Annotated in this window: 22 protein-coding genes and 1 pseudogene; 6 read left to right on the forward strand and 17 right to left on the reverse strand. The window is 75.2% G+C overall.

Annotated features, from left to right (window positions below):
• Positions 1-26: 26 nt before the first annotated feature.
• Entirely contained in the window at positions 27-884 is an 858-nt protein-coding gene (locus tag BLP29_RS21200) for a TetR/AcrR family transcriptional regulator (RefSeq protein ID WP_092799992.1), read from the forward strand.
• Here the strand turns inward: BLP29_RS21200 and BLP29_RS04170 are convergent.
• A complete protein-coding gene (locus BLP29_RS04170) occupies positions 791-1,399 on the reverse strand; it encodes a TetR-like C-terminal domain-containing protein (RefSeq protein ID WP_092799994.1) in 609 nt (202 codons plus the stop codon). The two genes, BLP29_RS21200 and BLP29_RS04170, sit on opposite strands and share 94 nt — an antisense overlap.
• A 110-nt stretch (positions 1,400-1,509) precedes the next feature.
• On the reverse strand, positions 1,510-2,400 hold the full coding sequence (locus tag BLP29_RS04175) for a 1,4-dihydroxy-2-naphthoyl-CoA synthase (protein WP_092799996.1): 891 nt from the start codon (positions 2,398-2,400) through the stop codon (positions 1,510-1,512).
• Between the two features lie 60 nt (positions 2,401-2,460).
• On the opposite strand from BLP29_RS04175, the gene BLP29_RS04180 reads away from it, so the two are divergent.
• Positions 2,461-3,270 (forward strand): endonuclease/exonuclease/phosphatase family protein, encoded by an 810-nt coding sequence (locus BLP29_RS04180; protein ID WP_092799998.1) that lies wholly within the window; start codon positions 2,461-2,463, stop codon positions 3,268-3,270.
• Here the strand turns inward: BLP29_RS04180 and BLP29_RS04185 are convergent.
• The 4 genes from BLP29_RS04185 to BLP29_RS04200 all read right to left on the reverse strand — a co-directional run bounded on the left by BLP29_RS04185 (position 3,254) and on the right by BLP29_RS04200 (position 6,243).
• Positions 3,254-3,904 (reverse strand): Pr6Pr family membrane protein, encoded by a 651-nt coding sequence (locus BLP29_RS04185; protein WP_092800000.1) that lies wholly within the window; start codon positions 3,902-3,904, stop codon positions 3,254-3,256. The two genes, BLP29_RS04180 and BLP29_RS04185, sit on opposite strands and share 17 nt — an antisense overlap.
• 25 nt (positions 3,905-3,929) lie before the next feature.
• On the reverse strand, positions 3,930-4,397 hold the full coding sequence (locus tag BLP29_RS04190) for an NUDIX domain-containing protein (RefSeq protein WP_092800002.1): 468 nt from the start codon (positions 4,395-4,397) through the stop codon (positions 3,930-3,932).
• 89 nt (positions 4,398-4,486) lie between these two features.
• A complete protein-coding gene (locus BLP29_RS04195) occupies positions 4,487-4,960 on the reverse strand; it encodes a CoA-binding protein (RefSeq protein WP_092800004.1) in 474 nt (157 codons plus the stop codon).
• Entirely contained in the window at positions 4,957-6,243 is a 1,287-nt protein-coding gene (locus BLP29_RS04200; RefSeq protein WP_092800006.1) for an O-acetylhomoserine aminocarboxypropyltransferase/cysteine synthase family protein, read from the reverse strand. Before BLP29_RS04200 ends, BLP29_RS04195 begins: the two co-directional genes overlap by 4 nt.
• A 75-nt stretch (positions 6,244-6,318) precedes the next feature.
• On the opposite strand from BLP29_RS04200, the gene BLP29_RS04205 reads away from it, so the two are divergent.
• Positions 6,319-6,672 carry a VOC family protein gene (locus BLP29_RS04205; protein ID WP_165839270.1) on the forward strand — a complete coding sequence of 118 codons (354 nt, stop codon included), beginning with the start codon at positions 6,319-6,321 and terminating at the stop codon, positions 6,670-6,672.
• Positions 6,673-6,690: 18 nt separating this feature from the next.
• Positions 6,691-6,990, forward strand: coding sequence for a hypothetical protein (locus BLP29_RS04210; RefSeq protein ID WP_092800010.1), 300 nt, complete (start codon positions 6,691-6,693; stop codon positions 6,988-6,990).
• On the opposite strand, the gene BLP29_RS04215 is transcribed toward BLP29_RS04210, so the two are convergent.
• Positions 6,962-8,155, reverse strand: coding sequence for a hypothetical protein (locus BLP29_RS04215; protein WP_133379023.1), 1,194 nt, complete (start codon positions 8,153-8,155; stop codon positions 6,962-6,964). The genes BLP29_RS04210 and BLP29_RS04215 overlap by 29 nt on opposite strands.
• A 112-nt stretch (positions 8,156-8,267) precedes the next feature.
• Between BLP29_RS04215 and BLP29_RS04220 the strand changes: the two genes are divergently transcribed.
• Together BLP29_RS04220 and BLP29_RS04225 are read left to right on the forward strand one after the other, a co-directional pair.
• Positions 8,268-9,890 (forward strand): tetratricopeptide repeat-containing diguanylate cyclase, encoded by a 1,623-nt coding sequence (locus tag BLP29_RS04220; protein ID WP_092800014.1) that lies wholly within the window; start codon positions 8,268-8,270, stop codon positions 9,888-9,890.
• Complete coding sequence (locus BLP29_RS04225) at positions 9,887-11,488, forward strand: GGDEF domain-containing protein (RefSeq protein ID WP_092800016.1); 1,602 nt, start codon at positions 9,887-9,889, stop codon at positions 11,486-11,488. Before BLP29_RS04220 ends, BLP29_RS04225 begins: the two co-directional genes overlap by 4 nt.
• On the opposite strand, the gene BLP29_RS04230 is transcribed toward BLP29_RS04225, so the two are convergent.
• The 10 genes and pseudogenes from BLP29_RS04230 to BLP29_RS04275 form a co-directional block, all read right to left on the reverse strand.
• Positions 11,466-12,197, reverse strand: a complete 732-nt coding sequence (locus tag BLP29_RS04230; protein WP_092800018.1) for an IclR family transcriptional regulator — start codon at positions 12,195-12,197, stop codon at positions 11,466-11,468. The genes BLP29_RS04225 and BLP29_RS04230 overlap by 23 nt on opposite strands.
• A gap of 10 nt (positions 12,198-12,207) precedes the next feature.
• Positions 12,208-13,194 (reverse strand): annotated as a pseudogene (locus BLP29_RS04235) (PDR/VanB family oxidoreductase); the annotation flags it as partial.
• The gene (locus tag BLP29_RS20590) at positions 13,158-13,463 is read right to left on the reverse strand and encodes a hypothetical protein (RefSeq protein ID WP_133379025.1); all 306 of its coding nucleotides are present in this window, start codon (positions 13,461-13,463) and stop codon (positions 13,158-13,160) included. The gene BLP29_RS20590 and the pseudogene BLP29_RS04235, both read right to left, overlap by 37 nt.
• Positions 13,460-14,533 (reverse strand): aromatic ring-hydroxylating oxygenase subunit alpha, encoded by a 1,074-nt coding sequence (locus tag BLP29_RS04245; RefSeq protein ID WP_092800022.1) that lies wholly within the window; start codon positions 14,531-14,533, stop codon positions 13,460-13,462. Before BLP29_RS04245 ends, BLP29_RS20590 begins: the two co-directional genes overlap by 4 nt.
• Before the next feature lie 87 nt (positions 14,534-14,620).
• Entirely contained in the window at positions 14,621-15,781 is a 1,161-nt protein-coding gene (locus tag BLP29_RS04250) for an MFS transporter (protein WP_092800024.1), read from the reverse strand.
• Complete coding sequence (locus BLP29_RS04255) at positions 15,778-18,093, reverse strand: 2-hydroxyacyl-CoA dehydratase family protein (protein WP_092800026.1); 2,316 nt, start codon at positions 18,091-18,093, stop codon at positions 15,778-15,780. The genes BLP29_RS04250 and BLP29_RS04255 overlap by 4 nt, the downstream gene beginning before the upstream one ends.
• Positions 18,093-19,340, reverse strand: coding sequence for a CaiB/BaiF CoA transferase family protein (locus tag BLP29_RS04260; RefSeq protein WP_207798282.1), 1,248 nt, complete (start codon positions 19,338-19,340; stop codon positions 18,093-18,095). The genes BLP29_RS04255 and BLP29_RS04260 overlap by 1 nt, the downstream gene beginning before the upstream one ends.
• A 61-nt stretch (positions 19,341-19,401) precedes the next feature.
• The gene (locus tag BLP29_RS04265; RefSeq protein ID WP_165839271.1) at positions 19,402-20,166 is read right to left on the reverse strand and encodes an amino acid ABC transporter ATP-binding protein; all 765 of its coding nucleotides are present in this window, start codon (positions 20,164-20,166) and stop codon (positions 19,402-19,404) included.
• A 10-nt stretch (positions 20,167-20,176) separates the two neighbouring features.
• The gene (locus BLP29_RS04270; RefSeq protein ID WP_092800031.1) at positions 20,177-21,058 is read right to left on the reverse strand and encodes an amino acid ABC transporter permease; all 882 of its coding nucleotides are present in this window, start codon (positions 21,056-21,058) and stop codon (positions 20,177-20,179) included.
• Entirely contained in the window at positions 21,055-21,927 is an 873-nt protein-coding gene (locus BLP29_RS04275) for a transporter substrate-binding domain-containing protein (RefSeq protein ID WP_165839272.1), read from the reverse strand. Before BLP29_RS04275 ends, BLP29_RS04270 begins: the two co-directional genes overlap by 4 nt.
• Between the last annotated feature and the right edge of the window lie 161 nt (positions 21,928-22,088).

Raw genomic sequence — 22,088 nt, forward strand, 5'->3', positions numbered from 1 at the left:
CGGATCCCGACACCTAGGCTGCCCCCATGCCCCAGGAGCTCGCCGACCGCCGTGCGCGGAAGAAGGCGCGCACCCGCGTCGAGGTGCGGCGCGCCGCGCAGCGGTTGTTCGCCGACCGGGGCTTCGACGCCGTGACCGTCGCCGACGTGGCCGAGGCCGCCGACGTCGCCGTCCAGACGGTGTTCAACCACTTCGCCACCAAGGAGGAGCTCTTCTTCAGCGGGCGCGACTGGTGGGCGCACGGGGCCGCGGCGGCGGTGCGCTCCCGGCGCCCGGGCACCGGTGCGGTCGCCACCGCGCACGCCTGGCTGGAGAGCCACGTGCTGGTGGTACCCCGGCTGCTGCGGCGCCCCGCGATCGCCTGCTACCTCGAGACGATCATGGCCAGCCAGACCTTGCAGCTGCAGCAGCGCGAGCTGATGCGCCGCGCCGAGTTCGAGCTGTCCGACGCGCTGCACGCCACCTGGGTCGAGCAGCTGGGCGACCTCCCCGGCCTGCGCGTGCCGGCCGACCTGCTCAGCGGCGTGCTGGTGACCTCGGCGCGGGTGGTGCTCACCGAGCAGTGGCGGCGGGGGTGGGGCTCGGCCTCGGTCGAGGTGGCCGAGCAGGGCGTGGAGACCGAGCGGGCCGAGATGCGCGAGCTCAGCCAGCTGACCTTCAGCGGGGTCATCGCCGGCCTGGGCGCGGTCGCCGACCACCCCGCCGACAGCTCGGTGCTGGCCCGGGTCGCCCAGCTCGAGAAGCACCTGCCGCCCGACCTCGTCGTCGCGCGGCGGGCCCGTCCGGGTGGTCAGCGCCCGGAGGCACCCACCACGGGCAGCAGCGCGCCGTCGACCAGCGCCGCGAGCTCGTCGGCGGGCAGCGGCTCCGCGAACGCGGTGTAGCGGTCCCACCACAGGGCCAGCAGCAGCTGGCCGAGGAGCCGGCGGCTAGTGGCCGAGACGCCCTCGCCCCGGCGCTCGGCGCGGTCGAGCACCTCCTCGACCACGGCACCCAGCGGCCCGACCACCGCGGTGTCGAGGCCGGCGCGCAGGTCGTCGTCGTGCCGGGCGGCCCCGACCAGACCGGCCACCGCCCGCTCCTCGCGGTCCAGCGGCCGACCGAAGGGGGCCACGAGCTCGAGCAGGTCACCGCGCAGCGAACCGGTGTCGGCCGGCCGCGGGACCAGGTCGAACCCGCTGACGGCGTGCCGCACCAGGGCAGCCATCGTGGGCCAGCGCCGGTAGATGCCGGCCTTGCCGGCCCGGGCCCGTGCGGCGACGCGGTCGCTGTTGAGCCGGCCCCAGCCCTCGTCGGCCAGGATGTCGACGGCCACCGAGACGAGCTGCTCGGACAGCTCCGGGCTCAGCGGGCGCCCCGGGGACCGGACGTCGGCGCGGGGGGAGAGGTCGGTGGTCACCCTCGCATGGTGCCTGTTCGAGTGGAGTCACCACAACGACCGACGACGTCCAACCAGTGTGTGTCGAGACTCACCGGCGCGTCCGAGCACGGTGCGTGACCACACGCTCCTCAGACGTGCCAGGGGAAACGGGAGAAGTCCGCCGTCCGCTTCTCCAGGAACGAGTCGCGGCCCTCGACGGCCTCCTCGGCCATGTAGGCCAGCCGCGTGGTCTCGCCGGCGAACAGCTGCTGGCCGACCAGACCGTCGTCGGGGAGGTTGAACGAGTACTTGAGCATCCGCTGCGCGGTCGGGCTCTTGGCCACGATCCTGCGCCCCCACTCGAGCGCGGTGGCCTCCAGCTCGGCGTGCGGGACGGCGGCGTTGACCATGCCCATGCGGTGCGCGTCGGCCGCGGAGTACTCGTCACCGAGGAAGAAGATCTCGCGGGCGAACTTCTGGCCCACCTGCCGGGCGAGGTAGGCCGAGCCGTAGCCGCCGTCGAAGCTGCCGACGTCGGCGTCGGTCTGCTTGAACCGGGCGTGCTCGGCACTGGCCAGCGTCAGGTCGCTGACCACGTGCAGGCTGTGCCCGCCACCGGCTGCCCACCCCGGGACGACGGCGATGACCACCTTCGGCATGAACCGGATCTGCCGCTGCACCTCCAGGACGTGCAACCGCCCCGAGCTCCCCGCACCGGCCTCGTAGCCGTACTTCCCGCGCACCCGCTGGTCACCGCCCGAGCAGAACGCCCAGCCGCCGTCCTTGGGGCTCGGACCGTTGCCGGTGAGCAGCACGCAGCCGACCGTCGTGTCCAGCCGTGCGTGCTCCATGACCTGCAGCAGCTGGTCCACCGTCTGCGGCCGGAACGCGTTGCGCACCTCGGGCCGGTCGAAGGCCACCCGCACCACACCGGCGTCCACCGCGCGGTGGTAGGTCAGGTCGGTCAGCCCCTCGAAGCCGGGGACCGCCGTCCAGGCCGTGGGGTCGAAGGTCTCCGAGACGCCGTCCAGTGCACTCACGGGCGGGACGCTACGCGACCCCGGGGTGCCGCGATCGTGCACAACCTGCACCCTGTCCCGGTGCGCGTGGGCTCGTTGAACATCGCCTCCGGCCGGTGCCCGGACGGTGCGTCCGTCGACGCCGCCGGGCTCGCGGCCGGCCTGGACGGGCTCGACGTCGACGTCCTCGCCGTCCAGGAGGTCGACGTCGACCAGCCCCGCTCCCACCGGGTGCACCAGCCCTCCGTCGTCGCGGACGCGCTGGGCGCCGTCGACTGGCGGTTCGCCCCCACGCTCGCCGGCACCCCCGACCCCTTCGCCTCGTGGCAGCCGCTCTCCGGAGTGCTCGACCACGGCGGGCTCGGCGGCCCGCACTACGGCATCGCGCTGGTCTCGCGGGTGCCGGTGCGCCGCTGGCACGTGCTCGGGCTGGCCCCCGGTCCGCTCAAGCTCCCGCTGGTGGCCCCCGACCCCCGCACCGGGGCGCGGAGGCTGTGGTGGTTCCCCGACGAACCGCGCGCCGCCGTCGCCGCCGAGCTCGACGGGCTGACCGTCGTCGCCACCCACCTCTCCTTCGCCGCACCCACCGCCCTGCGGCAGCTGCGCCGGGTGCGCGCGTGGGCCGCCGGGCTGCCCGGTCCCGTGGTCGTGGCCGGGGACCTCAACCTGGGTGGCTCGCTCGCGCCCCTGGCCACCGGCGGGCGCCGGCTGGTCACCGAGCGCACCTGGCCGGCGGCGGCGCCCCGGGTGCAGTTCGACCACGTGCTCGCCCTCGACGACGTCGGCGGCACCGACCCCGAGGTGCGCCGGCTGGCCTTCGGCGACCACCGGTTCGCCGCGGTGACGGTGCACCCGGGGCCGCGGCACGGGACCGCTACGCGGCCCGGATGACCCCCGTGCGCGGCAGGCGCCGGTCCAGGAGGCGGAAGCCCGACAGCAGCACCAGCGCCAGGACGGCGACCAGCGCGAGGTTGCGCAGCGCGGTGGCGTATCCCAGCGCCGCGACGTCCAGGAACGGGTAGGGGTACCAGCCGCTGACCGCGCCGTGGGCCAGCGTGTACGCGATCCACGCCAGCGGCCAGACCATCGCCCACCCCACGGTGGACCAGGTGACCCGGGGCCGCGGGCCGAGCACCAGCCAGCCCAGCAGGGCCGCGACCGGGGCCACGTAGTGCAGGCCCGCGTTGGTCCACACCCCCAGGCCGACCGGGTGGTCGGTCGGCGCCAGCACCACGGCGTACACGAGCCCCGTCACGACGATGCCCAGCAGCGCGGTCAGCCGCAGCGGCCGCCACCACCGGCCGTCGTGCTGCGGGTCGCGGACCAGGGGCAGCACGGCGAGGAACGTGAGCACGTTGCTCTGGATCGTGAAGTAGCTCCAGAACCGCACGACCCGGGTGCCCAGCGGTTCGGGGTCCTCGCCGACACCGGCCAGCGTGCGCCCGAACTCGGTGAGCACCGACGCCAGGACGACGAGGGCGAGCAGCGCCCAGAGCACGCGGGCCACGCGGTTGCGGTCGGACACCCCGGGATCATGCACGGCCGGGAGCTCACCCGATGAGGTCGCGCAGGCCCGGGAGGCTCGCCGCCAGCCCCGGGTGGAGCTCCACGCCGGGGTGGTCGAGGGCCAGCCAGGCCACCGCGGTGCTCTCGGGGTTCAGCCGCAGCGCGGCGGGGTCGAGCGGCCCCGCGGGGACGGCCAGCACGGTCGTGTAGCTCCACCCGCCGTGCTCGTCGACCGACTGCACGCCCAGCACGAGGTCGGCCGCGGTGAGGCCGAGCTCCTCGCCCGCCTCCCGCAGCGCGCCGTCGACCGCGGACTCGTCGGGCTGCAGCGCCCCGCCCGGGGTGCCCCAGGTACCGCCGTGGTGGCTCCACTCGACCCGGTGCTGCAGCAGCACCTCGGTGCCGGTCGGACCGGCACGGTGCACCAGCAGCCCAGCGGCCCCCGCGAGCCCCCAGTGCCGGTGCCCCAGCGCGCAGGTGGTCCACCCGTCGGTCGGCGAGGTGTGCGGCACTCCCCCATCCTCCCCGCCACGCCCGGCCACCGCCCGGCACGCCTGGCCGGACGGGGTGGCGGCTGGGGCGGCGTCACCTACGGGGTGGGTCAGCGGTGGGGGCGGCGGCGGGAGGTGATGACGCCGGTGTCGAAGCCGGCCAGGTGCAGGCCGCCGTGGAAGCGGGCGTGCTCGATCTTCAGGCAGCGGTCCATCACGACGTCCAGCCCGGCTCCCAACGCCCGCTCGGCCAGGGCGCCGTCGCTCAGCCCCAGCTGCAGCCAGAAGGTGCGCGCCCCCACCGCGATCGTCTCGTCGAGCACCCCGGGCAGGTCGGCCGGCTTGCGGAACACGTCGACCAGGTCGGGCACGCCGGGCAGGGCGTCCAGCGACGGGTACACCGGCCGGCCGAGGATCTCCGACACCCGCGGGTTGACGAACCAGACCTCGTAGTCGGTGCTGGCCAGCAGGTAGGTGGCCACGAAGTAGGACGCCCGCGACGGGTTGTCCGAGGCGCCCACGACGGCCACGGTGCGGGTGCGGTCGAGGATCTCCTGCCGCTGCCCCGCGGTCGGGCCGGTCACTTCGTCGCCGCCGTCAGGGCCTGGTCGAGGTCCCAGAGGATGTCCTCGACGTCCTCCAGGCCCACCGAGATGCGCACCAGGTCCGCCGACACCCCGCCGGTCTCCAGCTGCTCGGCCGACAGCTGGCCGTGCGTCGTCGAGCCGGGGTGGATGACCAGCGTGCGGGCGTCGCCGATGTTGGCCAGGTGGCTGCACAGCTGCACCGCCTCGATGAACCGGCGTCCGCCCTCGCGTCCGCCGACGACGCCGAAGCTGAACACCGCCCCGGGCCCCTCGGGCAGGTACCGCTGCGCGCGCTCGTACGAGGGGTGCGACGGCAGGCCCGAGTACCGCACCCAAGCCACCCGGTCGTCGGCCTCGAGCCACTCGGCCACCCGCCGGGCGTTGGCCACGTGCTCGCGCATGCGCTGCGGCAGCGTCTCCACGCCCTGCAGCAGCAGGAACGCGCTGTGCGGCGACAACGACGCCCCGATGTCGCGCAGCTGCTCGCTGCGCAGCTTGGTCAGGAACCCGTACTCGGCGAAGTTGCCCCACCACGACAGCCCGCCGTAGGAGGCCGTCGGCTCGGTCATCTGCGGGAAGCGCCCGTTCGCCCACGGGAAGGTGCCGGCGTCGACCACCACGCCACCGATCGTCGTCCCGTGGCCGCCGATGAACTTGGTCGCCGAGTGGATCACGATGTCCGCGCCGTGCTCGATCGGCCGGCACAGGTACGGCGTCGCCGTCGTCGCGTCGACCACCAGCGGGATGCCCGCGGCGTGCGCCACCTCGGCCAGGCCCCTGATGTCGCTGACCTCGCTGCCCGGGTTGGCCACCACCTCGGCGAAGAGCAGCTTCGTGCGGTCGGTGATGGCCGCGGCGTAGTCGGCCGGGTCGGTGCCGCGCACGAACGTGGTGGACACCCCGAACCGGCGCAGCGTCACGTCGAGCTGGGTGATGGTGCCGCCGTAGAGGTTCGCCGAGGCCACGATCTCGTCGCCGGCCCCGGCCAGCGCGGCGAAGGTGAGGAACTCCGCCGACTGCCCGGACGACGCCGCCACCGCCCCCAGCCCGCCCTCCAGCGAGGCCATGCGCTCCTCGAACGCCGCCACCGTCGGGTTGCCGATGCGGCTGTAGACGTTGCCGTACTTCTGCAGTGCGAACAGCGCCGCGGCGTCGTCGGCGCCCTCGAAGACGTAGCTGGTGGTCTGGTAGATCGGCACCGCACGGGCACCGGTCGTCGGGTCGGGCTGACCACCGGCGTGCAGCGCACGCGTGCGGAAGCCCCAGCTGCGGTCGGCCATGCCACCCAGTGTCGCCGACGGTTGCCACCCCCACCGGACGGGCAGGGCCTGCGGACCCGACGAGAGGAGGCCGTCATGGCCAGCGGAGTGGCGAGTGTGTGGGTCCCGGTGGACGACATGGAGCGCGCCCGAGCGTTCTACCGCGACACCCTGGGGCTCGAGGAGGGCAAGGTCACCGACGAGTGGAGCGAGTTCGACGCGAACGGCCTGATGATCGGCCTGAACGCCCGCGAGGGGACGGCGAAGCACGCCGACGGCGGCGCGGTGATCACGTTCCAGCCCGACGGCGGGATCGACGCCGAGGTCGAGCGGCTGCGGGGTGCCGGTGTCGAGTTCACCGGCGGCATCAGCGACCACCCGTGGGGCCGGCTGGCCCCGTTCAAGGACTCCGAGGGCAACGACCTGCAGTTCTACGGTCCGCCCGCCTGAGCCGGCAGACTCCCGGGCGTGACCACCACCGTGCAGCTGCGCCGCTACTCCGTCGAGCCCGGCCGCATGGCCGACTTCGTCGCGTGGTTCCCCTCCATCGTGCCGGTGCGCGAGCAGTACGGGTTCCGGGTGCTGGAGGCCTGGGTCGACGAGGCCAACGACGCGTTCGTGTGGTCGGTCGAGCTCGACGGTGACGAGGCCCGCTTCACCGAGGTGGAGACCGTCTACAACGCCTCCCCCGAGCGGGCCGCCGCGTTCGAGACCTTCCCGGCGGTGGTCACCAGCCAGCTCAACGCCTTCGTCCGGCCGGCTCGCTGACCTCCCCCGTCACGTCGGCGCCGTCCGCGTCGCCGTCCGCGTCGTCGTCCACCTCCCCGTCGGGGCCCTCGCCGAGGGCGTCGCGGCGGTACCGCCAGACCAGCCCGAGGACGACGAGCTCCGTCGCGGCGGCACCCGAGGCCACCCACTGGTCGGTGTAGAACAGCAGCACGTTGACCAGCGTCAGCGCCAGCAGCAGACCGCCCTGCGCGACCTCGACGCCGCGGCGGTCCCGCCCGCGGGCCACCAGCACGGCGCCGACCAGCAGCAGCACGCCGACCACGACGTCCAGGCCCACCCGCAGCAGGAGCAGCGTCGTCCCGAGGCCGTCCTGGATGCCCACCCGGGCGTAGCGGTTGGCCGCGTCGGCCAGGGAGGTCGTCGTCCCGTCGAGCAGGTCCAGGCCGATGAAGCCGACGACGGCGAGGTCCGCAACGGCGACCACGCCCAGCACGGCCAGCGCGCCGACGGTCACCCGGCGCAGGCGGGCCCCGGACAGGTGCCGGTCGGTCCAGCGGTCGAGCCGGGTGACCAGCCGGCGCACCCGACCGGGGGCCGTCACCCCGCCGTCGAGCGCGCCGCTGCGGGTGAGCTCCAGCAGGTCCTCGGCCAGCCGCCGCAGCCGCTCGGGCTCGGCGTCGCAGGCCGACTCCAGCCGCCGCTCGAGCTCGCGCCGGTCGGACCGGGTCAGGTCGCGGTCGACGACGTCGCCGAGCAGCTCCAGAGCGGCGTGCAGCTGGGAGGCCGGCGAGGGGTCCCGTCGCCCGCGCACCCGGAACCAGACCCACAGCGTGAGCACGAACACCGCGTAGGCGACCGGCGCGGCCGCGGCGAAGAAGTAGTCGTTGTCGACGGTGATGAACTTGCCGATCTCGTCGACGAACAGCCCGGCGCCGACCCCGGTGGCCAGCGCCGCGACCAGCAGCGCCGAGCGGTTGGCCAGGGCCAGCGGCAGCAGGCCACCGACGAACAGCAGCAGGCCACCCCAGACGGCGTGCGCGATGTGCAGGGTGTCGCCCCCGACGGTCGGGTAGCCGGTCAGCTCGAGGTAGAGCCGGGTGAGCACGATCGACCCGCCGAAGCCGAGCAGCAGGATGACCAGGTACCGGTCGGCGTCCAGCCGGCGCACGAGGTGGTGGAGACGGCGGCGGAGCAGAGAGGGCACACCGGATGCTGCCCGCTGCGGCGCGGCGGCAACCGTGCGCGCCGGCCACCCGGAAGGGTGATCTGGGGCGCGATCGGCTCGGAACCGGGCCACGGGTGACGATGGAGGTGACGTGGACGTCGGACCGTTGACCTCGGTGGAGCAGCCCGCGCTGCCCGCCGTCGTCGCCGCGCTCGACGAGCTGGAGGCCGACGCCCGCTTCGAGAGCGAGCTCCCCCGCATCGCCCCGGCCGCCGTGGCCGTGGCCCGGGACGCCCGCCTGCTGGGCCGCGAGGACCTCGCCTGCCGGGCCGACCTGGTCTCCGCCGACATCCGCCGCCGCGCCGGGCACCTGGCCGACGCCGGCCGCACCGCCCGCGAGATGCTGCAGTGGGCCGAGCAGAACGACGCCCGCATGGTGCTGGCCCGGGCCCACCACCTGATGGCCGCGGTGTTCAACGAGCTCGGCGACCTCGCCCAGGCGCTGGAGCACGCGGTGCACTCGGTCGACCTGCTCGACGAGTCCACCCCGGCCCCGGTGCAGATCGACCACCGCAAGCGCATGGCCGACTGCCTGGGCCTCAGCCGCGACCAGGGGGCGCAGGAGCTGTACCTCGAGGTGCTGGCGCTGGCCGAGCAGGCCCACGACGTGCACCGCGCCGCCACCATCCTGAACAACAGCGCCTACTGCGCGTCGCTGGCCGGCCAGCACGACGAGGCGCTGACCGCGATCGGCCGCCTGCGCGAGCTGTCCGACGCGCACGACCTGCCGCTGGACCTGGCCACCCTCGACACCGTGGGCCGGGTGCTGCTCGGCCTGGGCCGCTGGGACGACGCCGAGCAGGCGCTGCGCCCGGGCCTGGAGCCCGAGGTGCTCGACGCGTCGGTGACCGGCGACGGCGGGGCGGACTTCCTGCTCACCCTCGCCGAGGTGCAGCGGGTGCGCGGGCAGCACGCCGAGGCCGGCGCCGCCCTCGACGAGTGCATCCGGCGCTGCGAGCGGCACGGGCTCACCTCGATCCGCACCCGTGCCCGCCGCGAGCGCGCCGCCCTGCTGGCCGCCGCCGGGGACCACCGCGGCGCCTACGAGGAGCACGTGCGCTACGCCGCCGAGGCGTTGGCGCAGCAGTCGGAGCAGCGCGAGGCGCGGGCCCGCACCCTGCAGGCGATGTACGAGACCACCGAGGCCCGCCGGCAGAGCCGCCGCTACCGCGAGCTGGCGCTGCGCGACGCCCTCACCGGCCTGTACAACCGCCGCCACGTCGACGAGCGGCTACCGGCCCTGCTGCTGCGCCGCGAGGTCGACGGCGACCCGGTGACCGTGGCGCTGCTGGACCTCGACCACTTCAAGCAGGTCAACGACACGTGCTCGCACGAGGTGGGCGACGCCGTGCTGCAGCAGGTGGCCCGCATCCTGCAGGCCGCCGCCGACGCGGCGCCGACCGGCAGCTTCGCGGCGCGGATGGGCGGCGAGGAGTTCCTGCTCGTCCTCGCCGGCCTGGACCGCGACGCCGCGGCCGACTGCCTCGAGGGCGTCCGCCGGTCGGTGGCCGAGCACCCCTGGGTCGCGCTGACCCAGGGCCTGCCGGTCACCGTGAGCATCGGGGTCGCCGCCGACGGCGGCGCACCCGGGGCCGCCGAGGTGCTGGCCCGGGCAGACGTGAACCTCTACCAGGCCAAGCGCACCGGCCGCGACCGCGTCGTGGGTCCGGGGGTCGTGGGTCCGGCACAGGTGGGCACCGGGCCCGCCCGGTGACCGGCCTGGGCCTCCTCGACGCCGACCTCTCCGAGCTCGAGCAGTGGGCCGCGGTGGCCCGGTACGGGGTGGGCGCGTTGCCGGCCCAGCTCGCCCGGGCCGAGGTCCTCCTGGACCGGGCCACCCGGAGCGGGAGCGCGCTGCGCGTGCAGCGGGCCCGTCTGGTGCGCGCCCAGCTCGGTCGCCGCGCGGGTGGCGTCGTCGAGTGCGCCCAGGTCGGCGAGGAGGTGCGCCGGTGGGCCGAGGAGCACGGCCACCGGCTGCTGCTGGCCCGCACGCACTTCGTGCTCGCCGGGGCGCTGTCGGAGATCGGCGACCGGTCGCTCGCCCTGGAGCACGCCGTCCGGGCGGTCGACGGGCTGCCCGACGACGCCCCGGCCGCCGTGCTCGCCGACCACCGCAGCCGGCTGGCCGACACCCTGGCCCAGCTGCAGGACCCCGCCACCGAGGACGCCTACGCGGCCGCCCTCGACCTCGCCCTGCAGCTCGACGACCGGCACCGGGTGATGCGGGTGTTCAACAACCGGGCGTACACCCGCTTCGAGCTCGGTGACCTCGAGGGCGCCCGCGACGACGTCCGGGCGCTCCAGGAGGAGGCGCGGCTGGACGGCACCGGGCTGGACGTGAGCGAGCGGGACACCGTCGCCTGCGTCCTGCTGGGTCTCGGGCAGGCCGAGGACGCCGCCGCCGTGGTCGCCGCCGGTCTCGACCCCGCCACGCTCGAGGCGGCCACAGCCGGCGACGGCGGTGCGGAGCTCCTGCTCACCGCGGCCGAGGTGGACCTCGTGCGGGGGAAGCTCGGTCCGGCCCAGCAGCACCTCGCCGACGCGCGGCAGCGCTGCGACGCCCGCGGGCTCACCTGGCTGCGGCTGCGGGTCGACGAGCTGCAGGCCCGGCTGCACGCAGCGCGCGGGGAGTGGCAGCAGGCCTACGAGGGCCAGCGGGCCTACACCGCGGCGTTGCTGCGCCAGCAGTCGGTCGACCGCGAGGTGCGCGCCCAGACCCTGCACGCGCTGCACGACACGGCCGAGGCGCGCCGCGAGACCCGTCAGTACCGGGAGCTGTCGCTGCGCGACCCGCTGACCGGCCTGTTCAACCGGCGGCACGTCGACGAGGTGCTGCCCGTGCTGCTGCGTGGCCCCTCGGCCGTGCACGTCGCGCTGGTCGACCTCGACCACTTCAAGCGGGTCAACGACACCCTGTCGCACGCGGTCGGCGACGAGGTGCTCCGCCGGGCCGCCCAGCTGCTGCGCGACGCCGTGCCGACCGGCGGCCCCGAGACCGGCGGGTTCGCCGCACGGATGGGCGGCGAGGAGTTCCTGCTGGTGCTCGTCGGGCTCACCGCCGCGGACGTCGTCGACCGGGTCGAGGCGCTGCGGGTGGACCTCGCCGGCGCGCCCTGGGCCCCGCTGACCGGGGACCTGCCGGTGACCGCGAGCTTCGGCGTCGCGCACGCCCGGCCGGGCCAGCCCGCGCCCGAGGACCTGTCCACCCTGCTGTCGCGGGCCGACGGCGCGCTGTACGAGGCCAAGCACGCCGGCCGGGACCGCGTGCGGGTGGCCGTCGCGGTCGCGGTCAGTCCCCGAGCGAGCGGCTGATCCCCCGCGCCGCCGCCATCACGCCCGGGACGAAGGGACGGACGACGGACGGCGACCCGCCCCGCACCACGATCGACAGCGCCGCCACCACGGTGCCCCGCTGCCACACCGGCGCGGCCACCGACACCGCGTCGTCGGTCACCTGCCGGTCGCTGATCGCGTGCCCGGCGCGGCGCACCTCGGCCAGCACCCCGCGCAGCCGCCCGGGGTCGACGACGGTCTGCCGGGTGTGCCGGGTCAGCGGCGCGGCCAGCACCGCCTCCTGCACCTGCGCCGGGGCGTGCGCCAGCAGCACCAGGCCGACGCCGGTGGGCGGCAGCGCGAACCGACCGCCCACCTGGGTCAGCACGGTCACCGCGCCCCGGGCGGCGAACCGCTCGACGAAGAGCACCTCGTGGCCGTCGCGCACGCCCAGCTGCACGTTCTCGTGGGTGACCTCGTACAGGTCCTCCATGAACGGCAGGGCCGCCTCGCGCAGGCCCAGCCCGCGCGGGGCCAGCGCACCCAGCTCCCAGACCCGCAGGCCGACGCGGTAGCCGCCGTCCTCGTCCCGCTCGAGGCCGCCCCAGGCGGCCAGCTCGCCGACCAGCCGGTGGGCGGTCGACAGCGGGACGCCGACCGCCCGGGCGATCTCCGAGAGGGTCAGCCGCGGGCGCTGGCGGGTGAACGCGTCGAGGACGGCGAGCAGCTTGCCGTTCGCCGTCCTCACCGGCGCAGTGTCACAGCTCCAGCACCAGCTTGGGGCAGGCCGCCCGCGAGACGCAGACGAACATGACGTCGTTGGCGGCCTGCTCGTCGGGGGTGAGCAGGGAGTCGCGGTGGTCGACCTCGCCCTCGAGCACCCCGGTCTCGCAGGTGCCGCAGGTGCCCTCCTCGCAGGAGCTGAGCACCTCGACGCCGTTCTCGCGCAGCACCGCCATGATGCTGCGGTCCGGCGGCACCGTGAGGGTCTTGCCGCTCAGCGACAGCTCGACCTCGAAGGAGTCGGCGCGCACGGGTTCGCCGACGTCCTTGGGCGCGAAGCGTTCCACGTGCAACCGACCGGCCGGCACGCGCTGCTCGACCGCGGCCAGCAGTGGTTCGGGGCCGCAGCAGTAGACCAGCGTGCCCCCGGGCAGGTCGCCGAGGATGGCGTCGAGGTCGAGCAGGCCCACCTCGTCCTGCGGGTGCAGGGTGCCCTCGAGCTCCTCGAGGAAGGCCATCGACCGCCGGCTGCGCCCGCCGTAGTGCAGCTCGTAGGGCGTGCCCGCGGCGCGGGCGGCGGCCGCCATCGGCAGGAGCGGGGTGATGCCGATGCCGCCGGCGACGAAGACGTACCGGTCGGCGGGCACCAGCTCGAAGTTGTTCCGCGGGCCGCGGACCTGCACCGCCGCGCCCTCGAGCAGGTGGTCGTGCACGTGCGCGGACCCGCCGCGGCCCTCGGGCTCACGCAGCACGCCGATGCGGTAGACACCGCGGTCGGCCGGGTCGCCGCACAGCGAGTACTGCCGGGTCAGGTCCTCGGTGAGCACGAGGTCGACGTGCGCGCCGGGGGTCCAGCCGGGCAGCTCCGCCCCGGTGGGGTCGGCCAGCTCAAGGACGACGACGCCCTCGGCACCCTCGGTGCGGCGGGCCACGGTCAGCTGCAGCTCGTGCTCGCCGGCGGCGGTCGGCGTGGACTGGACGGCGGTCACCGGAGCGGCGTCCGCGGGCCGGCGGCCTGCTCGGGGCGGGCCACCCGGTGCGGCGGGGGCACGTGCACCGCAGCCGCGGCGGCGTCGGGCTCGGCCACCTGCGCCGGGTGGTCGGGGTGGGCCAGCAGCCACTGCCACATGCCGATCGGGTCGCCGCCCTCGGCGCGGGCGCCGCACGAGCACTCCCCCATCAAGCGGTCGCTGCCGGGCAGCCAGGCCACCCGGGTCACCCGGTCCCCGGAGAGCACCCGGGTGGGGGCGACCGTGGGCCCCGCCGGGACGGTGCGCAGCGGGCTGGTCATCGAGCGAGCGCCGCGGGGCTCTCGGGCACCTGCTCGGCGCCGGCGGCGGCCTGGGCGGCGATGATCCGGCGCGCGGCCAGCCCACCGGTGTCGATGTTGATCGAGAGCTCCTGGTAGCCGTCGGGCTCGCCGGCCAGCACGCGCTCCAGGGCGTCGAGGGCGACGACGTCCTGCAGCACCACGGTGCGGTTGCTCTCGCGCAGGAAGTCGCTGACGCCCTCGTCGTCCAGGGCGAAGTCGCGGGCGACGGCCCAGAAGTCGTGCGTGGAGTGCTCGGTCTCCGGCGTGATGGCGTAGACCACCTCGACGTGGAAGCCGTTCGGGTCGGTGCCGTCCTCGTTCGGCAGCACGCCGACCGGGGCCACGCGGCTGTGCAGCAGGTAGAGGCACGGCGGGTGGAACTCGATGTCCTGCCAGCGCACGATGCGACCCTGGATGCCGGTGGACTTGGCGTAGAAGGGCGGGCAGTCGGCGTCGTCCATGTGCCGGGAGACGTAGACGACCTGGGCGTCCTCGTCGACCTCGGTGGTGATCGGGGTGTTGGCCACCTCGGGCGTGCCGATGTAGCCGCCGTGCAGGTAGGTCTCGTGGGAGAGGTCCATGAGGTTGTCCACCAGCAGGCTGGCCCGGGCGGCGAGCGGCTCCATGCCGGAGACGGTGGTGTAGCCCTCCTGGTCCAGCCACGGCGCGCGCGGGATCGGCACGGTGTCGCTGCGGTCGTCGTCGCCGATGAACACCCAGACGAAGCTGTCCTGCTCGACCACGGGGTAGCTCTTGAGCCGGGCGGTGCGCGGCACCCGGGTCTGCCCGGGGACGGCGACGCACTTGCCGTCGGCGTCGTAGGTGAAGCCGTGGTAGCCGCAGACGACGGTGTCGCCGACGAGGTGGGAGGGCTTCTCGCTCAGCGGGAAGCGGCGGTGCACGCAGCGGTCGCTCATCGCGGTGACCGAGCCGTCCTCGCGCCGCCAGAACAGGATCGACTCGCCGCAGATGGTCCGGCCGAACACCTCCCGGCCGATCTCGCGCCCGTAGGCGGCGACGTACCACTGGTTGCGGACGATCGAGGTCATGCGGGTCCCTCCCGGGGCGTCGTCGGTGACCGGTCCATCGTGAGGCCCGTCACCACGGCCACAGAACCCGACTTCCACCATGCGGAATCATCGGCGGCGGGCGAGGGCGGCTGCGGCGGCGAGCACGACCAGGCCGCCGGCCACCGCAGCCGTCACCCGCGGACCGAGGACGTCGGCCCCCAGCCCCATGAGCGGTGCCCCCAGCGGGACGCCGGCCACCAGCGCCACGGTGAACACCCCGGTCACCGCCCCGCGCACCTCGTCGGGCACCCGCACCTGCACCAGCGCGCTGCCCTGCGAGGCCATGAACACCGACGTCGCCCCGCACAGCACCAGCGCCCCCAGGTAGACCGGGAAGGTCGGGGCCGCCCCGGACGCCGCCGCCGCGAGCCCGCACGCCACCGCCCCGGCGCCGACCGTGCCCGGCATGGGTGTCCGCCGCCCGGCCGTCGTCCACAGGGCACCACCGACGGCACCGACGGCCAGGGCGAGCGCGGCGCCGCTCACCGCGAGGGCGTCGCCGCCGAACTCGCCCACCACGGTCAGCGTGGCCAGCGTCGTGAGGTTCGGCCCCACCAGGCCGCCCCAGCCGACGAACCAGAGCACGAGCACCAGGGCCGGGTCCGCACGCAGCGCCGCCCACGCGCCGGGGCCCGTACGCGGTCGTCCGGACCCCACCCGGCGCCGCGCGCGTGGCAGCAGCACGGCGGCGAACGCGAGGAACAGGGCCGCGCACCCCGCGAACAGCGCCGCCGTGCCGCGCACCGCGGTCAGCAGCGCGCCGGCGGCCGGGCCCAGCACCCGGCCCAGCTGGGTCGTGAGGACGACGGCGCCCACCCCCCGCGGGAGGTCGGCGACAGGCACGAGGTCGGCCACGGCCGAGGTGCGCACGGGCTGGTCGAGGGCCGCGGCGCACCCGAGGACCCCGGCCAGCACCAGCGAGTGGGCCAGCACGGGGGTGCCCGCCACCGCCCGGACCACCTCGGTGACCGCCACCCCGGCCATCACCGACTGCCCGGCCAGCAGCACCGCCAGGCGCGGCACCCGGTCGGCCACCCCGCCCAGCACCGGGGCGAGCAGCACCACCGGCACGGTCTGCAGGGCCGCCAGCACCCCGACGCTCCACCCGGCCACCCCCGGCACCTGCAGCAGCGCCAGGGTCTGCCCCAGCCGCAGCATCCAGATGCCGGTCCCCGAGCCCAGGGCGCCCACCACGTAGGCCAGGAACCACCCGCGGAACAGGCTCACCGCGCGCTGCGCGCCCCCAGCAGGCCGTCGACGAACTCCTCCAGCCGCTCCCGGGCCACCGCGCCGGCGTCGTGCGCCGTGTTGTCCAGCCCCAGCCGCAGCACCGGGACGCCGGCGTCCTCGAGCGCCCGGACGACGAACGGGTCGGCGTCGGCGATCGCCACCGCGGCGTCCACCCCGTGCCGGCGGGCCTCCTCGACGTGCCACGGACCGGCCCAGCCGGGCATGCGCAGCTCGTCACCCATGACCACGAACCGGCTGGCCAGCGCCCGCAGCGGGTCCTGCCCGGGGGCGCAGCGACGCTCGTAGCCGTCGGCGGCCAGCCCCAGGTACATCGACCAGACGAAGACCGCGCCGTGGCTGGCCTCCAGGTGCTGGTACAGGCCGGTGTCACCCCACATGCCCCGGCCCACCCACATCAGGCGCAGCCGTTCCTCGGCCACCACGCCCTGCCCGGCGGCGACCCGGTCGACCAGCTCGTCGCGCAGCGCACGGGCGGCGTCACGGGCCCACACGGTGCCGCGGTGCCACTGCGGCACCATCGTCGCCGGCATCGTGTCCACCACGCCGGCGGGCGCGGGGCGGGCGGCGGCCAGCAGGTCACGGGCCTCACGGTTGGCCCGGGCCTGCTCGTTGGCCAGCTCCAGCACCTCGGCCAGCCGGTCGTGGTCCAGCCGACGCCCGGTGACCTGCTCCAGCCCCGCCACCACGCCGTCGAGCTCGGCGCGCAGCAGGTCCAGGCGAGGTGCCTCGACGGCGTCGTCCCAGTGCTCGGGCAGGTCGGCCCACCAGGTGGGGCTCACCCGCGCGCGCGACTCCGCGGTCCGCTCGACCGGCAGGTAGCGGGCCCCGGTCTCGCGGGCCCAGGCCGAGTACAGCCGGTGGGTGACCGGGGTGCCCAGCGCGGCTCCGAGCACCGCCGGTCGGGGCAGGCCGCCCCACGGGCCGTCGCCGACGAGGTGGCTGGCCAGGCCCTGCGCGCTGTACGGCTCGACGTCCGGGGCGTAGCCGGCGGCCGCCATCGCGGCCAGGTTGCCCGGCGTCATCCGCTTGGACCCGACGATCGAGGCCCACCACTGGGTGACGACGTACGGGATGTCGAGGGCGCGCAGCAGCTCGTGCGGGTAGTCCGCGCCGACCACCGCGAAGGGCTCCCCCTCGCGCGCCCGGCCGGTGACCTCGGCGAACCACTCCCGCTGGTACGCCGTGTAGCTCTCCGCCACCGTCAGCACCTTGCGCGACCGCGGTGCCGGCGGGCCCGTGCGGGCACCCCCCGCCGGTCGCGGCGCGGACGCCGGACCGGGCTGCGGCGCCGTCCGGACGGGGCTGCGCAGCACCACCTCGAGGTCGGACGGGGCGAGGACGGCGAGCCTTGCCGCGTCCCAGCGGGCCACCTCGTCGTCGGCGCGCGCCACGTGCACCAGCACGGTGGCGCCGCAGTCGCAGGCCTCCCGCACGAGCTGGTCGACGAACTCGCCGTCGGGCCGCCCCGGTCGGGTGGCATCGACACCCAGCTCGGCGCCGTCGGTGGCGTCGAGCACCACCAGCCCGTCGGCCTCGACTTCGGCGACGAGGCCGGCGTCGTCCTGCGCGCTGCCGGCCAGCACGACCCGACGGTCGGGGTGCAGCGGGGTGGGCGCCGAGGCGTACCCCTCGTCCACCAGTGCCTGCAGCAGCTCGAGGTGGGCTGCCGGGCCCATGGCCGCGCCGGCTCGCCGCACCACGGCCGCGGCCCAGCCGCTCAGTCGCGGGGCCGACGACCGACGCTCGGCGACCAACTCGGCCAGGAGGGCGTCGCGACGGGCCACCACGCCCCCGGGACGCGCGCCGTCCGACGGGTCGACGTCCGGCGGCCCGGGCACTGCGCCCGGCAGGCCGCCCAGCCAGCGGCGCACCTCGGCGACCCGGGCCGAGCGGTAGGCCGCGGACGTCGCCCGGTCCAGGCCCGGGAGGTCGAGGTGGGCCAGCGGCGGGAGCGGGGTGCCCGTCGTCCGGCCGAGTTCCCGCAGGACGGCGAACAGCCCGGCGTCCGCGGGGGTGCGCCCGGTGCTCAGCACCCCGGCGACCGTGCCGGTGCGGGCGAGCACCTGCTCGACCAGCGAGCGCTCGCGCGGGGGCAGCGCGACGTCGCCGGCCAGGGCGTCCAGGCGCGGGGTGGGGTCGGCGGCGTCGGCGACCAGCTCGACCGGGTGCAGGCCGGCGTCCAGCACGAGGTGGGCCGCCGGCACCGGGCCGAGCAGCAGCACCCCGCCGTCCGGGCCCGGGTCGCGTCGCCCGGCATAGGCGGCCAGCAACCGGTCGAAGGGGGTCATCAGATGACCCCGCGGTCCCTGAGCTCGCGCAGCCGGTCGTCGTCGTAGCCGAGCAGGTCGCGGTAGACCTGCTCGTTGTGCTCGCCCAGGTGCAGCGGCAGCACGTCGTCGAACCCGGTCGCGGCCTCGGTGAAGGTGATGGGGATGCCGGCGGTGTGCAGGTCGGAGGGCCCGTGCACCGGGTGGACGACGGGCACCGACTCGCGACGGCGCAGCGTGTCGGGGTCGGTCAAGGCCTCCTCCGGCGTGCGCACCGGGGCAGCCGGCACCCCGCGGGCCTCCAGCGCGTCCAGCGCCTCGGCGAGGGTGCAGGTGCGCGACCAGTCCTCGATGCGGGCCTCGAGCTCGACGGCGTGCGCGACCCGGGCGTCGCGGGTCGCGAACCGGGGGTCGGCGCCCAGCTCGGGGGCCCCCATCGCCGCGAACAACCCGGTCGCGAGCTTGTCGTGGACGGCGACGACCGCCACCCAGCCGTCCTTGCACTCGAAGACGCCGAAGGGCGACAGCCGGTGCACGGTGCGGCCGGTGCGGGCCTCCATGCCGGCCGCCGCCATCGCGCCCCAGTTCTCGATGGCGACGAACGAGGTCAGCGCGCCGAGCATCGAGACGTCGACCCAGTCGCCGGTGCCGGTGCGGTGCCGGCGCTCGAGCGCGGCCAGCACGCCGATGACGCCGAACACCGGGGCGAGCATGTCGGCCACCGGGATGCCCAGCCGCACGGGCGGCTCACCCGGCTCGCCGCTGGTGTACATGACCCCGCTCAGTGCCTGGACCAGCACGTCCATCGCCTTGCTGCCGGCCCGCGCGTCCTGGCCGAAGCCGCTCAGCGACAGGTAGACCACCCGCGGGTTGATCTCCCGCACGGTGTCGTGGTCGACGCCGAGCCGGGCCGCCGTCCCGGCCGTGAAGTTCTCCACCACGACGTCGCAGCCGCGCACCAGGTCGGCGAAGACCTCGCCGGCCGCCTCGTGCTTGAGGTCCAGCGTGATGCCGGACTTCCCGCGCGAGCGGGTGAGGTGGGAGAAGGACACGTCGTCGGGGTCCGACCGGCCGACGGTGACGCCGTCCTTGCCCAGGTAGGGGCTGTTCTCCCGGGCGAGGTCGCCGCCGACCGGGTCCTCGAGCTTGATCACCTCGGCGCCGAGGCCGGCCAGCAGCAGCGTCGCGTAGGGCCCGGCCAGCGCCCGGGTCAGGTCGAGCACCCGGATGCCGGCCAGCGGCCGGTCGTCGGTCTGGTTCTCGGTCACGGTGGTTCCTCTCGCGGGCATGCCGGAGGCACGCCGGGGTGGTCCGGCGGGTGGGGGCAGGTCAGGAGGCGGCGGAGAACCGCTGCAGGAAGGTCTGCAGGCGCTCGGTGCGCGGGTTGCCGAACACCTCGTCGGGGGTGCCCTGCTCGACCACCCGGCCGGCGTCCATGAAGACGACGCGCGTGGCGACCTCGCGGGCGAACTGGAGCTCGTGGGTGACCACGACCATCGTGGTGCGCTCCTGCGCGAGGCTCTCCATCACGGCGAGCACCTCGCCGACCAGCTCAGGGTCCAGGGCGCTGGTGGGCTCGTCGAAGAGCATGAGCCGCGGCCGGACGGCCAACGCCCGGGCGATGGCCACCCGCTGCTGCTGGCCGCCCGAGAGCTGCACCGGGTAGGCGTCGCCCTTGTGCCCCAGCCCGACCCGTTCCAGCAGCTGGTGGGCCCGGGCGCGGGCCTCGGCGAGGGGTTCGCCGAGGGCGCGCACCGGCGCCTCCCACACGTTGCGCTCGACGGTGAGGTGGGCGAACAGGTTGAACGACTGGAAGACCATGCCCATGCGGCGCCGTTGCGGGGCGGTCCGGCGGGCGGGCAGCCGGCGCAGCACGCCGCGCCGGTCGACCCGGAACCCCAGCAGCTCGCCGTCGAGCTCGACGGAGCCGGCGTCGATGTCCTCCAGCAGGTCGATGCAGCGCACCAGGGTCGACTTGCCCGACCCCGACGGGCCGATGACGACGACCACCTCGCCCTCGGCGACGTCGAGGTCGACGTCGGCCAGCGCGACGGTGTCCCCGAACCGCTTGCCCAGGCCGCGGACCCGCAGCACCGGAACAGGATCAGTAGCCACGGGAGAACCGCCGTTCCAACCAGGACTGCCCTGCCGTGAGGGCGGCCACGAGGACGATGTACCAGAGGATCGCGACGATCAGCAGCGGCACGACCTCGAACGTGCGGGTGTAGACCTCGCGGGCTGCGCCCAGCAGGTCGGTCATCGCGATGACGCTCACCAGCGAGGTGCCCTTGAGCAGCGAGATCACCTGGCTCCCCATCGGGGGCAGGATGATCCGGGTGGCCTGGGGCAGCCGGATGCGGAAGAACGTGTCCCGTGCGGGCAGACCCAGCGAGCTGGCCGCCTCCAGCTGCCCGCGCGGCACGGCCGACAGGCCCGAGCGGATGATCTCGGCGCTGTAGGGGCTGTTGTAGAGCGACAGCCCGATCACCGCGGCGGTGTAGGGCGTGATGACGTCGTTGGCGCTCCACTCCCCGACGCTCGGCCCGAACGGGATGCCGATCGACAGCACCGGCACCAGGTAGGCGAGGTTGAACCAGAACAGCAGCTGCACCAGCGGCGGCACGCTGCGGAACACCGCGATCCAGGCCGCGGCCGCGTACCTCAGCGGCGCCAGCGAGCTCAGCCGGGCCAGGCAGACCAGAGCGCCCAGCACGGTGCCCAGCACGGTCGCGATCGCGGTGAGCGCGATGGTGGTGACCAGGCCGTCGAGGATGGGCTCGGCGAAGAGGTACTCCCCCACCACCGACAGCTCGAGCCGGTCGCTGCGCAGCACGAACGCGACGAGCTGGGCGAGCAGCACGACCAGGACGGCCCACGCCACCCAGAGCCAGGGGCGCCGTTCGGGCCGGCTGTCCCGGGCGTCGGGGACGCCCGTGGCCGGGGCGGGGTCGGGGGCCTTGACCGCCCCCGGGGCGGGCCGGCTCACGACGCCGGGTTGAGGACGGGCTCGTCGACCGCGTTGTCGCCGAGGTTCCAGCGGTCCATGAGGTCCTGGTAGACGCCCTGGTCGATGAGCGCCCGGAACGCCGCCTCCATCGCCTCGCCGAGCCCGGTGCCCTTGAGCGCCATGCCGGCGGTGAGGTCGGAGGTGCCGGTGTCCTCGACGACGACCTCGTACCGGCCCTCGCGCTGGAGCTGGATGTACCGGGCGTCGGACTCGTTGGCCGCATAGGCGTCGGCCCGACCCGAGTCCACGGCCAGCCGGGACCCGTCGGCGGTCAGCGGCAGCGGGGTCAGCGTGTCGTCGCCGCACTCCTCGGCCAGCGCCTCGACGAAGGACTGCATCGAGCTGCCCTCCTCGTAGGAGACGGTCAGCCCGCACAGGTCGTCGGGGCTGGTGATCTCGTCGGCCCGGTCGGCCTCGATGAGGTAGGAGGGGCCGACGGTCAGCCAGGCGACCAGGTCGAAGTCCTGCTGCCGCTCGGGGGTGGCCCGCACCCCGCCGACGAAGAAGTCCGCCCGGCCCGACTGCAACGAGAGCAGCACCGAGTTCAGCCCGTCGGTGGGTTGGAACTCGATGTCGACGCCCAGCACCTGCTCCATCGCGGTCTGCAGGTCCGGGCCCAGGCCGGTGAACCCGTCGGCGCCGTCGATGTAGAACGGCGGCTTGGGGGCCCCGGTCCAGATCATCGTGCCGCTGTCCTGGATGGCCTGGGGCAGCAGGTCGGCGGCCTCCTGGGAGAACTCGGCCTGCACGTCACCCGCCCCCGAGGTCGCGGCCGACTCCTCCGACGCCTCGCCGGAACCCCCGCACGCGGTGAGCGCGAGCAGGGCCGCGGCGGTCGCAGCGGTCATGAGCCTCTTCATCGGAACTCCGTCCTCGCAGCGCCCACGGCGCCGGCACATCGGTGTGACCCACAGCTCACTGGGTGCCCGAAAACTAGTCGCTTGCGTTGCGACCGTCAAGGAAGTGCCTCAGGTTTGCCGGGTCCGGGGCCGCCGAGGCCTGGTCCACC

The organism is Klenkia marina (assembly GCF_900101025.1).
GTDB classification, from domain to species: domain Bacteria; phylum Actinomycetota; class Actinomycetes; order Mycobacteriales; family Geodermatophilaceae; genus Klenkia; species Klenkia marina.